Origin of the sequence: Enterobacter cloacae complex sp. 2021EL-01169, assembly GCF_020733125.1 — a bacterium.
Classification (GTDB): domain Bacteria; phylum Pseudomonadota; class Gammaproteobacteria; order Enterobacterales; family Enterobacteriaceae; genus Enterobacter; species Enterobacter roggenkampii.
Genome location: NZ_JAJFTC010000002.1, coordinates 586203 through 598850 on the forward strand (window position 1 = coordinate 586203; position 12648 = coordinate 598850).

A 12648-nucleotide genomic window follows, 5' to 3' on the forward strand; every position below is an offset into this window, starting at 1 on the left:
CATTATTTTGACCTGGCTTCCAGCGTCGCAAACCACGGCGCAATGAAATCTTCCGTCTGTCCCCAGCCCGGAATGATTTTCCCCAGCGACGCCACGTTCACCGCGCCCGGCTGGGCGGTCAGCAGCGTCTGCGGAATAGCGGCCGCCTTAAAATCGTAGGTCGCAGGCGTGGCTTCCCCGGCAATCTTATTGGCGATCAGGCGCACGTTGGTCGCCCCAATCAGCTTCGGATCCACCGCCACGCTCACCTTCCACGGGCTGCCCGGCTCGCGCATCAGCTGCAGATCCTGGTTGGAGATGTCGATGCTGTAGAGTTTGATCTCGGTACGGCCGTTCTCTTTCAGCGCTTTGTACGCGCCCTGGCTGAAGGCGTCCCAGGTTCCCCAGATGGCGTCGATTTTGCCTTTCGGGTATTTCGCCAGGATCGCCCCCACCTTGTTGGCGGTGTCGCCCTGCACGTCAGAGGAAACCGCGCCGATAGACTCCAGCTCTTTGATGTCCGGGTACTGTTTTTGCAGCTCTTTATACGCCGCCTGACGACGCTCCATCGGCGGGAAGCCCGCTACCCACAGCTTGACGATATTGGCCTTGCCGTTGAAATCTTTCGCCAGCTGGCCGAAGGAGAGATTGGTCAGAGAGGCATCGTCCTGTTGGGTCACGGTTACGCCCGGGATCTCGCCGTTGACGGCGGTATCAAATACCGCGACCTTAATCCCGGCGTCCACCGCCTTCTTCACCAGCGCGGTGGAGTACGGATCGCGGCCCTGAGACAGGATAATCCCGTCGTACTTCTGGCTGATGGCCTGGTTCACGAAGTCCTGGAATTTGGCGTCGTCCCCGTTGCTTAAAAAGGTGCTGACCTTAAAGCCAAGCTTCTTCCCTTCCTGAATGGCCCCTGCAATAAACTGCGTGGTGTTGTCGTCTGAGCCGAGGTTACGGATCACCGCGATGCGAATGGGGCCGTCGTGGTTGGCAATGGCCGCCGGGAGCGGTGCGGGCGTGGCCGCGAAGCCAGGCAGAGCGGTGAATAACCCTAATGCCACCAAAGAGAGTGCAATCTTTTTCATTTTTTATCCCGTTGTGTTGTCAGCGTTTTTGTATGTAGGTAATCGCCAGCGCTACCGCGAGCACCAGCCCTTTTATAATGTCCATGGCGTAATACGGCACGGAGAGCATCACCAGCCCGTTCGACAGCACGCCGAGAATCACCGCCCCGACCAGGGTCCCCAGCGCATTCGGCTTGCCGGACCCGGCCAGCGAGAAGCCGATCCACGCCGCCGCCACCGCATCCATCAGGTAACCGCCGCCCGCGTTCACCTGCGATGAGCCAATGCGCGAGGCCAGCAAAATCCCGCCCAGGCCCGCCAGCAGGGAGGCAATCACGTAGGCCGCCACCTTGTAGCGGGTGGTGCGAATCCCCGAGAGGCGCGCCGCTTCCGGGTTACCGCCAATGGCGTACATCCGACGACCATGAGTGGTGAGCGACAGCCCCAGCTGCGCCAGCACCGTCACCACCAGCATGACGATCACGATAGTCGGTACCTGTCCCAGCAGGCTGAACGTCGCAGGGATGGTGCCTTCCGCCATGTCGCCGCTCGGCAGCACCATGTTCTCGGTAATCGACCCGCCGTAGCTGTAGGTCATCGCCACGCCCTGGATCACAAACAGGCTGGCCAGCGTCGCGAGCATGTCCGGAATGCGCAGGATAACGATCAGAAAGGCGTTAAACAGCCCCACCAGCGTGCAGAGCGCAAGGGTGATCAGAATCGACTCGGTGGTGCCGAAGCCGTGCCAGACGAAAAGGGAAATCACCAGCGCGTTCGCCAGCGACGCGGTAGACCCCACGGAGAGATCGAACCCGCCGATGGTCAGCGATATCGACACGCCGATGGCAATCACCGTCACGATGGCAATCGAGCGCAGAATATTGATGATGTTGTTCGGATCGAGGAAGCTGTCCGACGCCAGGCCAAAGACGGCCACCAGCGCGACGACGGTTAACAGCATGCCCCACTTGTAGAGAAAATCGAAAATCTGCTGACGGCCAGACGCCGCCGCGTTTACTGAAAGGGCCTTGCTCACGACGCCGTTCCTCCGGTTGAATAATAAAGTAGTGTCTCTTCACGGGCCTCGGCCCCGGCGATTTCCGCCACGATGCGCCCGTCCCACAGGACGCAGATGCGGTCGCACAGCCCGACCAGCTCGGCAAATTCGCCGGAGGCGTAAATCACCCCTTTGCCCTCGCGCGCCAGGCCGTCAATCAGCTGGAACAGATCGGTTTTGGCCTTCACGTCCACGCCTTTGGTCGGCTCGTCGAAGATCAGCACGCTCGCGTCATTGCGCAGCCATTTGCCGATGGCGATCTTCTGCTGATTGCCGCCGGAGAGACGTCGCAAAACCTGCCCGGGACCGCGGGCGCGAACGCCGACGCGGGCGATCACCTCCTCCGCCCAGCGCCACGCCTGACGATGGCCGAACAGGCTCCAGCGCGAGAAGCTGTTATCGGCGCACACGGCAAGGTTCATGCTCACCGGCTCGTCGATAAAAATGCCCTCTTTGCGCCGCTCTTCCGGCACCAGCGCCAGGCCGCGCAGCACCGAGTCCGCCGGGTCGCGCGGTTTCCAGTCCTGATGGTTCAGCTCGCCGTTCGCGACGCGGCTTTTGCTGGCGCCAAACAGCGCCTTACAGAGTTCGGTTTTGCCCGCGCCCGCCAGCCCGGCAATGCCGAGAATTTCGCCCTTGCGCAGGTGCAGCGAGATATCTTTCAGCAGCGCGTCGTCGTGCAGCCCTTCTACCCGCAGCAGCGTTTCGTCGCCGTGCGGCGGCCGCGCGGGCGGATAAATATCGCTCAGCACGTGGCCGAGCATCTTCTCGACAATCGCTTCGCCGCTCAGATCGGCCATCGGGCCGGACTCAATCAGCTTGCCGTCGCGGAGCACCGTCAGGGTGTCGCAGATGGCCTTCAGCTCGTGAATGCGGTGTGAGATAAACACCACGCCGATGCCCTGCTGCTTTAACCGTCTCACCACCGCAAACAGGCGCTCGCTCTCGTGCGCGTCCAGCGGCGCGGTGGGCTCATCAAGAATGAGAAAACGGCAGTGGTGTGACAGGGCGCGCGCCAGCAAAATCTGCTGCTTTTCGGCAAGCGTGCAGCTGTCGATGGAGCGGCGAACGTCCAGAGAAACATCCAGCTGCGCCAGCGCCTGTCTCGCCTGCTGGCGGACGGCGCGCCAGCTGAAGCGATGCCCCGGCTGCGCCAGCTGGTCGAGCATGATGTTCTCGGCGATGCTTAATCCCGGGATCAGCGCCACGTCCACCTCCTGCTGCACGAGGTGGATGCCCAGCCGTTTGGCGTCCAGCGGCTCGCGGATGCTTACCGGCTGGTTATTGATGGAGATTTCGCCTTCATAGTGGTCGTGCGTCCCGCACAGCACCGCCATCAGCGTCGATTTCCCCGCGCCGTTGGCGCCGGTCAGCGCATGTACCGATCCGCCGGTTAAGGTGAAATTCACGCGCGACAGCGCCTGAAAGCCGGAAAAGGCCAGGCTGATACCGCGCATCTCAAGGCGACTGGAAACCATCCGCGTAAATCCTTCATAACTCTTCTGATTTATCGAATTTTTCACAGCTCCGGTTGACTGACAACGACGGAAAAGGCATAAGTTAAAGCGAAATATTATTAGCCATCCGGATGTCCAGACATAACATCGGGTTAGCGCTTGCTAAAAAAGGACAACACCATGAGCAACACCGATATCCGCGTCGTGCCTGGCCCGGCGAACTACTTCTCCCATTCCGGAAGCCTTGCGCGTCTGAATGACTTCTTTACTCCGGAGCAGCTTTCACGCGCGGTGTGGATTTACGGCGAGCGCGCTATCGACGGCGCGCGCCCGTTCCTGCCGGAGAGCTTTCACGCGCCGGGGGCGAAACGCCTGCTTTTTAAAGGCCACTGCAGCGAGCGCGACGTCACCCATCTGGTGAACGAATCCGGCAGCGACGCCAGCGTGGTGATTGGCGTCGGCGGCGGTGCGGTACAGGATGCCGTCAAGGCCGTGGCGCGTCGTCTGGGGGTGCCGTTCGTGGGCATCCCCACCATTGCCGCCACCTGCGCGGCGTGGACGCCACTCTCCGTCTGGTACAACGATGCCGGTCAGGCGCTGCAGTTTGAGATCTTCGATGACGCCAACTTCCTGGTGCTGGTGGAGCCACAGATCATTCTCAACGCCCCGGCGGAATTCATGCTGGCGGGTATCGGCGATACGCTGGCGAAGTGGTACGAAGCGGTGGTGTTGGCACCTGAGCCGGAGAACCTGCCGCTGACCGTTCGGCTTGGCCTTAACGGCGCGCTGGCGATCCGCGACGTGCTGCTGGAGCACAGTGAGGAAGCGCTGGCCGACCAGCAGCGCGGCGAACAGACGCAGGCGTTTCGGGACGTGGTGGACGCGATTATCGCCGGCGGCGGGATGGTCGGCGGTCTGGGCGAGCGCTATACCCGCGTGGCGGCGGCGCATGCGGTGCACAACGGCTTAACCGTGCTGCCGCAGACGGAAAAATACCTGCACGGCACCAAGGTGGCCTACGGCATTCTGGTTCAGAGCGCCCTGCTCGGCCAGGACGACGTGCTGGCGCAGCTGGTGGCGGCGTACCGGCGCTTTAACCTGCCGACCACGCTTCGCGCGCTGGACGTCGATATTCACAACCGTGACGAGCTGGATAAGGTGATAGCCCACACCCTGCGTCCGGTGGAGTCAATTCACTCTCTGCCGGTGACGTTAACGCCCGACGTTCTGCGCGCCGCGTTTGAGAAGGTGGAATCCTTCAGCCGTTAATCGCGCCGACAGGCTATACCTAATGATGATTCTCACCACTCTCGTCACGAGGTCATCATGCAGATCGATTTAACAGGTAAAAAGGCGCTGGTTACCGGCGCCAGCCGTGGATTGGGTCGGGCTATCGCGCTGTCGCTGGCACGCGCCGGTGCCGATGTGGTTATTACGTATGAAAAATCCGCCGATAAAGCCCAGGCGGTCGCCGATGAAATTAAGGCGCTTGGGCGGCACGGCGAAGCGATTCAGGCCGACAGCGCCAGCGCGCAGGCGATTCAGGATGCCGTCACCCATGCAGCGCGTTCCCTTGGCGGGCTGGACATTCTGGTCAACAACGCGGGTATCGCGCGCGGCGGCCCGCTGGAGTCCATGACCCTGGCGGACATCGACGCGCTGATCAACGTCAACATTCGCGGCGTGGTGATCGCCATTCAGGAAGCGCTGGTGCACATGTCCGACGGCGGGCGCATCATCAACATCGGCAGCTGTCTGGCGAACCGCGTGGCGATGCCGGGCATTGCCGTTTACTCGATGACCAAGTCTGCCCTTAACTCCCTCACCCGCGGCCTGGCGCGCGATCTGGGCCCGCGCGGCATTAACGTTAACCTGGTGCATCCCGGCCCCACCAACAGCGATATGAACCCGGAAGACGGCGAACAGGCGGAAGCCCAGCGCCAGATGATTGCGGTCGGCCACTACGGCCAGCCGGAAGATATCGCGGCGGCGGTCACCTTCCTCGCCAGCCCGGCGGCCGGGCAGATCTCCGGCACAGGGCTGGATGTCGACGGCGGGTTGAACGCCTGATCGCACCTTTTCTGCAAGCCTCTGTCGCCCGGCAGAGGCCTTGTCGAGCCGCCTCGATGTTTCGCTTTTTACCACTTACTTCCGTTTTATGTCCGCTCTACAGTACCTCATAAGAAATTCGGAATTTATCTAATAGTCTTATTATTTCCTTATAATTTGTGCGGGCGTACAGTGGAGGTACGGATGAAGATTGTCTGGTCTAATGGTGCAAAAAAGGCTTTTTCCAGAATTGACGAGCGGTATCAACGCCGCATTGAGGTAAAGCTTGCCGAACTGGATGACCGCTCGGCACCCCGGCCCGATATCAAAAAAATATCGGCGACAGAAAATCATTTCCGGCTTCGCGTTGGCGATTACCGCATCATCTATACGCTTCGGGACGATCCCGATAACCATTGTTATGTTTTAGCCGTCAAGCGCAGAACTTCAACGACTTACCTGCATGAGGAGAAAGCCACCTATGGCTGTTCAGCTAATTAAGGACGATAACGGTAAAACGCAGTATGTGGTTATTCCTTATCACGAATACTTCCGCATGTGCTCACAGATGGCAGAGATCGACGACGAAACCGATGACGATCTGGAGGATATTGAGGTCGAACACGATAGTCTGGATGACGTGGAATTGCCCGGAGACGTGTGCAGCATCATGACCTGGCAGAACGTCAGCCTGCAGGCCGCGTGGCGTATCCTGCGCGGGCTATCCCAGCAGGAGGTGGCGGAGAAACTCGGCATCAGCCAGTCCGCCGTGTCACAGCTGGAAGCGCTGGACTCCCGTCCGCAAAAGCGCACCCGCGAAAAGCTGGCGGCGATCTACGGCTGTAAGCAGGAGCAGATCAGCCTCTATCTCCCGAAAGAGGGTTAACAGCACTTCGCCCCGCCCTTGCCGCCGTAGCGGGCGTCCTGGCGGTCACGGAAAAATTCTTCGTAGGTCATGGGCGTCTGGTCCGGATGATTGACGCGCATATGCTCGACGTAGTTGTCGTAGTCCGGCACGCCAATCATCATTTTGGCGGCCTGGCCCAGGTACTTACCTGCTTTGGAAAGGGTGTCGAACATAGTTCTGATCTCACAAGAAATGTAGGCCGGGTAAGCGCTAGCGCCACCCGGCACACGGGTTAATGCGCCCCTTTGGCCTGGGTCACAATCTCTTCCAGGTTTTCAGGCATTGGCTCATACGGCGTCTCTTTCGCCGTTGGCGCGTCGACTTTCAACGCCGCCAGCGCGGTCCTGAGAGAATACAACGCCAGCACCACGACCACCACCATAAAGAAGATGGTCAGCCCGGCGTCCAGACGGTTGTTAAACACCAGCTGCGACAGCTGCGATTCGGTGTACTGCGCCGGGATCTTGCCGCTGTCGATCATCGCCTGGAACTTGTTGGCGATCGCCAGGAAGCCCACCTTGTTATCCGGGCTGAAGGCCTTCTGCCAGCCCGCCGTCAGGGTACAGACCAGCAGCCACGCGGTCGGCACCAGCGCCACCCACGCGTAACGCTGGCGCTTCATCTTGAACAGCACCACCGCGCAGAGCATCAGCGCCATGCCCGCCAGCATCTGGTTGGCGATACCGAACAGCGGCCACAGGGTGTTAATCCCGCCCAGCGGATCGACCACGCCCTGATGCAGGAAATAGCCCCACGCCAGCACGCACAGCGCCGTCGCCAGCAGGTTAGCCGGGAGCGAATCGGTCCGCTTCAGGTTCGGGGAGATGACGCCCAACAGATCCTGCAGCATAAAGCGCGCCGCACGGGTTCCCGCATCCACCGCCGTCAGGATAAACAGCGCTTCAAACAGAATGGCGAAGTGATACCAGAACGAGACATCCATCAGCCCGCCCAGCGCGCCGTGGAGAATATACGCCATGCCGACCGCCAGCGTCGGCGCCCCGCCCGCGCGGGAGATAATCGACTGCTCGCCCACTTCGCTGGCGATGCTCGTCAACGTTTCAGGCGTAATCGCAAAGCCCCAGCCGCTCACCACCTGCGCGGCGGAAGCGACCACGTCAACGGTGCCCGCCGGAGCCAGGACCGCCATCGGGCTGTTCATCGCGAAATACACGCCCGGGTCGATAATACAGGCGGATACCAGCGCCATGATGGCGACGAAAGACTCCATCAGCATGCCGCCGTAGCCAATCAGGCAGGCCTGATTTTCATTCGCCAGCATCTTCGGCGTCGTCCCGGAGGCGATCAGCGCGTGGAAGCCCGACACCGCCCCGCAGGCGATGGTAATAAACAGGAACGGGAACAGATTGCCGGTCCAGACCGGGCCGGTACCGTCGATAAATTTGGTTAACGCCGGCATGGTCAGCGTTGGGCGCATAATCAGAATACCGATTGCCAGCCCGACAATGGTGCCGATTTTCAGGAAGGTAGAGAGGTAGTCACGCGGGGCCAGCAGCAGCCATACCGGCAGCACCGCCGCCACGAAGCCGTAGCCTACCAGCATCCAGGTCAACTGCACGCCGGTGAAGTCGAAGAACGGCGCCCAGGTCGGGCTTTCCGCCACCCAGCCGCCGGAGATAATGGCGAACACCAGGAACACCAGACCAATCACCGACACTTCACCAATGCGGCCCGGACGCAGGTAGCGGATGTAGATCCCCATGAACAGCGCCAGCGGAATGGTAAAGGCAACGGTGTACGTCCCCCACGGGCTGTGGGTCAGCGCTTTCACCACAATCATCGCCAGCACCGCGAGGATAATCACCATGATCATAAAGGTCGCCACCAGCGCAATCACCCCGGCAGTGGCCCCCATCTCCTCTTTCACCAGCTCACCCAGCGAACGTCCGTCGCGGCGGGTAGAGACGAACAGCACCATAAAGTCCTGCACCGCCCCCGCCAGCACCACGCCCGCGAGGATCCAGATCATCCCCGGCAGGTAGCCCATTTGCGCCGCCAGCACCGGCCCCACCAGCGGGCCTGCCCCGGCAATCGCCGCAAAATGGTGACCGAACAGCACTTTCTTGTCGGTCGGCACATAGTCCAGACCGTCGTTATGGCGGACGGCAGGCGTCATGCGTGTTGCATCAACGCCCAGGACGTTCTTGGCGATATAGCGGCCATAAAAACGATAGGCGATCAGGTAAACGCAGACCGAGGCAACGACGATCCAGAGCGCGTTGATCTGCTCCCCCCGGTTGAGGGCGATATAGCCCAGGGCAAAAGCTCCCACAACGGAGAGCCCTGCCCATGTAAGGTATTTCCCTGAGTTGTTCATAGTTGTTGTCCGTTGTCGTGAAACAGTGATGAGATGTTACATTTTGTTTCTAGAACAACCGGAAAAATTTAACAACTTTGAAACGCAATAATGCGTGGTCAAACCAGAGATTTACACCACAGTGTTAAGCCGATCACTTTGATCTGAGTTAGCCCAACACCATCGTACTCAACCGGCAGGTACAGCACCGCCGCCCCTGCTCGTCGAAGACCCCAATCTCCCAGCTCTGGCTCGAACGCCCAAGATGCAGCGGCTGACACACGCCGCGAACCTTGCCGTGGGATACCGCCCGATGATGCGTGGCGTTCAGCTCCGTGCCCACCACGCTCTGCCCGTCGCGGGTCATCAGAAATCCGGCCATTGAGCCGAGCGTTTCCGCCAGCGCCGCCGAGGCCCCGCCGTGCAGCAGGCCAAACGGCTGATGGGTACGCGCATCCACCGGCATCTCCGCTTCCAGCGCGTCATCCCCGAGGCGGGTATAGACGATGCCCAGGTTCGCCACCAGGGTATTCACGCTGGTGGCGTTCAGTTCCTCAAGCGATAAATGACGTTTCCAGATCATTTACGCCCCCAGCGTGGAGCCGCCGTCCACCACGATATCCTGCAGGGTGATATGGCTGGCGGCATCGGAGGCAAGGAACAGCACGGTCGCAGCTATCTCCTGAGGACGGGCAATTTTGCCCAGCGGAATACCGAGCTTAAACTGCTCGCCGAAGCCGCGAATGCGCTGCTGCTCCGCATCGTCGCTTTTCCACAGGGTGCGCTGCATATCGGTGTCCGTTGAGCCCGGCGACACCAGATTACAGCGCACGCCGCTGCCTGCCAGCTCCAGCCCGACGGTCAGGGCCAGGCTTTTCAGCGCCGCTTTCGATGCGCCATAGGCGCTCATGCCGATGCGCGGCGTGTGCGCCGCATCGGACGCCACGGTAACAATCGCCCCGCCCTGCTGACGGCGGAACTGGCCCATGGTCTGCTGGAACAGATTGAACGCGCCGCCGACGTTGACCGCAAAGGTATCCTGCCAGTCTTCCTGCGAGAGCTGGTCCGTCGCCCCCATGCGCAGAATGCCCGCCGCGTTGACCAGCACGTCCAGACGCTCAAGGGTATTAAGCAAACGGCCACACACATCGCTGACCTGAGCAAAATCCGCCACGTCCAGCGTTTCGGTGGCAAACGGATAATCATCCTGCGGGAAGGCCAGATCGAAGCCGGTCACCTGCGCGCCGGCTTCGGCAAACGCCAGTGCGGTCGCGTAGCCAATCCCCTTCCCCGCGCCCGTCACCCAGACGGTTTTGCCGGTGAAATCAAACACCATCACTTCACCTCGCGGGAGAGCAGCGCCCACCAGGCGTCGAGGGTCGGATTTTTGGCCAGCATCACGAAATCGATATCGCCGTGTACTTTGCGCCAGCGGGCGGCCAGCGCCATCATGCGCACTGAATCCAGGCCGTAGTCGATCAGGTTTTCGTCATCCATCGGCTCGTCGGACTCGTCCAGCAGCGGCAGGATCAGCTCGCGCAGCGCGGCCTTCGAGGCCGGAACGGACGGCAGCAGCTCGTCGGTCATCACCACGCGGCCCGAGCGTCCTGCCACGTATTTCAGCGACATCAGGTGCTCGTCGCGGGTGAAGTCCGCCAGCGCGTCGGCAATGAAGAACGGCTTAATGTCGCGCATAAAGGCGTCGGTGGCGGTGGTCATGCAGCCGATGTGGGCGTAAACGCCGGTAATCAGCAGCTGGTTGCGTCCCGTTTCTTTCAGCATCTGCTCCAGCGGCGAGCGGTGAAACGCGCTGTAGCGCCACTTCACCAGCACCGTGTCCGCTTCGTCCGGCGCCAGCTCGGCAACGATGCGCTGCTGCTCCGGCGAGCGGGTGAGGCCCGGCCCCCACATGTCGTTCAGCAGGGCGCGGTCTTCATCGCTCTGCTCTTTCGGCTGCGCGGTGTAGTACACCGGGATATTGTGTTCTTTGCAGTACGCGCGCAGTCTGGCGATGTTCGCGACTACCTGCTGCATCATCGCGCTGTTTTCGCCCCAGAAGTTCAGGAAATACTCCTGCATATCGTGGATCAGCAGCGCGGCGCGCTCCGGTTCAAACGCCCAGTTCACCTTGCTGGTCGGCAACTCTGCGGCGGTCGGCAGCGCGTAAGCGGTTAATTTTGGAATGGCCATACTCTTTTCCTCACCCCCGGGCGCGTTCAGCAAGCCACAGGCGCAACTGTTTCTTATCAACTTTGCCGACCGGCGTCAGCGGGAGCGCATCCACGCTCTCCACGCGGTCCGGCAGCTTAAATTCGGCGACGCCCTGCTCGCGCAGGAAGCGACGCACCTCGACCGCGCGCAGGGGCTGTTTCACCACCAGATACGCGCAGCTCTTCTCGCCCAGCAGGCTGTCCTCCATGCTCACCAGCGCGGCGTGGATCACCGACTCATGGCGCAGCAGCAGGTTCTCGATCTCCTCGGCGGCGATCTTCTCGCCGCCGCGGTTGATCTGATCTTTCTCGCGCCCCTGCACGGTGATGTAGCCCTGCTCGTCAATGGCGATCAGATCCCCGGAGCAGTAAAAGCCGTCGGCGTCGAAGGCGCTGGCGTTGTGTTCCGGGCTGTTGAAATAGCCGCGGAAGGTGTACGGGCCGCGCGTCATCAGGCGTCCGACCTCCCCACGCGGCAGCGGATTGCCGTGCTCGTCCGCCACCCACACTTCGTCGTCCGGGCACATCGGGCGGCCCTGGGTGTTGATGATGCGTTCCGGGGCGTCGTCGAGCGCGGTGTAGTTCACCAGCCCTTCCGCCATGCCGAACACCTGCTGCAGCTGGCAGCCAATTTCAGCCGGAATGCGCGCCGCGAGCGTGGCGGAGAGGCGTGCGCCCCCCACCTGGAGCAGCTTGAGGGATTTCAGCTGCGCGCTGTCCGCGCCGTCGGCAATCGCCTGCAGCCACAGGCTGACGGCAGGCGGCACCAGCGAGGTGACGTTAATCTGATGCTGTTCAATCAGCGGGAAGCAGAGCGTGGCGCTCGGATCGTTCGCCAGCACCACGCAGCCGCCCGCGGTAAAGACGCCTAACGACCCCGGCGAGCTCATGGCGTAGTTGTGCGCCGCAGGGAGCGCGTTCAGGTAACGCGTTTCGGCGGTAATGCCGCAGATCTCGTTGCTGCGACGAATGCTGTAGTCATAGTCGTTGTGCGTTCGCGGGATCAGCTTCGGCGTGCCGGTGCTGCCGCCGGAGAGCTGGAAAAACGCCACCTCGTCGGCGGGCGTCGGGTTGGCAATAAAATTGTCCGCCGGGCGGGTAATCGCCGCCTCCAGCGCATGCTCGCCCCCGTCACCGCGAAGCAGCACGACGCGTACCGAACGGTGTTCACCCACGAAAGCGTTGAGGAAGTCATCGCCCGCAAACAGCGCGTGGTCGCGATCGGCGATCAGCACGGCAGGGTTGATCTGCGCCGCGTAGGCGTTCAGCTCGCTGCGCTGGTGGCTAAAGAGCGCGTTGACCGGCGCGACGCCGATTTGCAGCAGCGCGAAGAAGGTCATGTAGAACTCGGCCACGTTGCCAAGCTGCACCAGCGCCGTCTCGCCACGCTGCAGCCCACGCGCCTGAAGGGCTGAGGCCAGGTTGTTTACGGCCTGATTCAGCGCGCGGTAGGTAATATGGCGATCGCCATCGATAATCGCCACCGCATCGCTGTCCGCCCGATCCGTCAGGATGAGGGTCAACGGCAGATCCTGCCAGTAGCCTTTTTCACGGTAGCGGCGGGCAAAATCCTCAGGCCAGCGGGTAAAGGGAATGGTCATGAGT

13 protein-coding genes are annotated in these 12648 nt (G+C 61.4%); 4 read left to right on the plus strand and 9 right to left on the minus strand.

Annotated features, from left to right (window positions below):
* Positions 1-2: 2 nt before the first annotated feature.
* From LLF79_RS09220 to LLF79_RS09230, 3 genes are read right to left on the minus strand one after another with little or no spacing between them, the layout of a single operon-like run.
* Positions 3-1067, minus strand: a complete 1065-nt coding sequence (locus LLF79_RS09220) for a sugar ABC transporter substrate-binding protein (RefSeq protein WP_023343571.1) — start codon at positions 1065-1067, stop codon at positions 3-5.
* Positions 1068-1086: 19 nt separating this feature from the next.
* Positions 1087-2082, minus strand: coding sequence for an ABC transporter permease (locus LLF79_RS09225; protein WP_023343570.1), 996 nt, complete (start codon positions 2080-2082; stop codon positions 1087-1089).
* Positions 2079-3581: a sugar ABC transporter ATP-binding protein gene (locus LLF79_RS09230; protein WP_032656173.1), complete on the minus strand. Its 1503-nt coding sequence runs from the start codon at positions 3579-3581 to the stop codon at positions 2079-2081. The genes LLF79_RS09225 and LLF79_RS09230 overlap by 4 nt, the downstream gene beginning before the upstream one ends.
* Before the next feature lie 159 nt (positions 3582-3740).
* Between LLF79_RS09230 and LLF79_RS09235 the strand changes: the two genes are divergently transcribed.
* From LLF79_RS09235 to LLF79_RS09250, 4 genes are all read left to right on the plus strand, one after another.
* Positions 3741-4829, plus strand: a complete 1089-nt coding sequence (locus LLF79_RS09235; RefSeq protein ID WP_227879403.1) for an oxidoreductase — start codon at positions 3741-3743, stop codon at positions 4827-4829.
* Between the two features lie 57 nt (positions 4830-4886).
* A complete protein-coding gene (locus LLF79_RS09240) occupies positions 4887-5630 on the plus strand; it encodes an SDR family NAD(P)-dependent oxidoreductase (RefSeq protein ID WP_227879404.1) in 744 nt (247 codons plus the stop codon).
* A gap of 183 nt (positions 5631-5813) precedes the next feature.
* Positions 5814-6110 (plus strand): type II toxin-antitoxin system RelE/ParE family toxin, encoded by a 297-nt coding sequence (locus LLF79_RS09245; protein ID WP_023326881.1) that lies wholly within the window; start codon positions 5814-5816, stop codon positions 6108-6110.
* Positions 6091-6495 (plus strand): helix-turn-helix domain-containing protein, encoded by a 405-nt coding sequence (locus LLF79_RS09250; protein WP_008500997.1) that lies wholly within the window; start codon positions 6091-6093, stop codon positions 6493-6495. Before LLF79_RS09245 ends, LLF79_RS09250 begins: the two co-directional genes overlap by 20 nt.
* Here LLF79_RS09250 and LLF79_RS09255 read toward each other — a convergent pair.
* The 6 genes from LLF79_RS09255 to entE all read right to left on the minus strand — a co-directional run bounded on the left by LLF79_RS09255 (position 6492) and on the right by entE (position 12644).
* Entirely contained in the window at positions 6492-6689 is a 198-nt protein-coding gene (locus tag LLF79_RS09255; RefSeq protein WP_006809671.1) for a YbdD/YjiX family protein, read from the minus strand. The genes LLF79_RS09250 and LLF79_RS09255 overlap by 4 nt on opposite strands.
* 59 nt (positions 6690-6748) lie before the next feature.
* Positions 6749-8854 (minus strand): pyruvate/proton symporter CstA, encoded by a 2106-nt coding sequence (gene cstA / locus LLF79_RS09260; protein WP_045335465.1) that lies wholly within the window; start codon positions 8852-8854, stop codon positions 6749-6751.
* A 148-nt stretch (positions 8855-9002) separates the two neighbouring features.
* Positions 9003-9416 (minus strand): proofreading thioesterase EntH, encoded by a 414-nt coding sequence (gene entH, locus LLF79_RS09265; protein WP_008500995.1) that lies wholly within the window; start codon positions 9414-9416, stop codon positions 9003-9005.
* Positions 9417-10169, minus strand: a complete 753-nt coding sequence (gene entA / locus LLF79_RS09270; RefSeq protein ID WP_227879405.1) for a 2,3-dihydro-2,3-dihydroxybenzoate dehydrogenase EntA — start codon at positions 10167-10169, stop codon at positions 9417-9419.
* Entirely contained in the window at positions 10169-11023 is an 855-nt protein-coding gene (locus tag LLF79_RS09275) for an isochorismatase (protein WP_227879406.1), read from the minus strand. The genes entA and LLF79_RS09275 overlap by 1 nt, the downstream gene beginning before the upstream one ends.
* A gap of 10 nt (positions 11024-11033) precedes the next feature.
* Positions 11034-12644, minus strand: coding sequence for a (2,3-dihydroxybenzoyl)adenylate synthase EntE (gene entE, locus LLF79_RS09280; RefSeq protein ID WP_227879407.1), 1611 nt, complete (start codon positions 12642-12644; stop codon positions 11034-11036).
* Positions 12645-12648: the final 4 nt, after the last annotated feature.

Coding starts and splice junctions, on each gene's coding strand:
- LLF79_RS09235 (WP_227879403.1), top strand. CDS start 3,741: ATGAGCAACACCGATATCCGCGTCGTGCCTGGCCCGGCGAACTACTTC.
- entH (WP_008500995.1), bottom strand. CDS start 9,416: ATGATCTGGAAACGTCATTTATCGCTTGAGGAACTGAACGCCACCAGC.
- LLF79_RS09255 (WP_006809671.1), bottom strand. CDS start 6,689: ATGTTCGACACCCTTTCCAAAGCAGGTAAGTACCTGGGCCAGGCCGCC.
- entE (WP_227879407.1), bottom strand. CDS start 12,644: ATGACCATTCCCTTTACCCGCTGGCCTGAGGATTTTGCCCGCCGCTAC.
- LLF79_RS09245 (WP_023326881.1), top strand. CDS start 5,814: ATGAAGATTGTCTGGTCTAATGGTGCAAAAAAGGCTTTTTCCAGAATT.
- LLF79_RS09230 (WP_032656173.1), bottom strand. CDS start 3,581: ATGGTTTCCAGTCGCCTTGAGATGCGCGGTATCAGCCTGGCCTTTTCC.
- LLF79_RS09240 (WP_227879404.1), top strand. CDS start 4,887: ATGCAGATCGATTTAACAGGTAAAAAGGCGCTGGTTACCGGCGCCAGC.
- LLF79_RS09250 (WP_008500997.1), top strand. CDS start 6,091: ATGGCTGTTCAGCTAATTAAGGACGATAACGGTAAAACGCAGTATGTG.
- LLF79_RS09275 (WP_227879406.1), bottom strand. CDS start 11,023: ATGGCCATTCCAAAATTAACCGCTTACGCGCTGCCGACCGCCGCAGAG.
- LLF79_RS09220 (WP_023343571.1), bottom strand. CDS start 1,067: ATGAAAAAGATTGCACTCTCTTTGGTGGCATTAGGGTTATTCACCGCT.
- entA (WP_227879405.1), bottom strand. CDS start 10,169: ATGGTGTTTGATTTCACCGGCAAAACCGTCTGGGTGACGGGCGCGGGG.
- cstA (WP_045335465.1), bottom strand. CDS start 8,854: ATGAACAACTCAGGGAAATACCTTACATGGGCAGGGCTCTCCGTTGTG.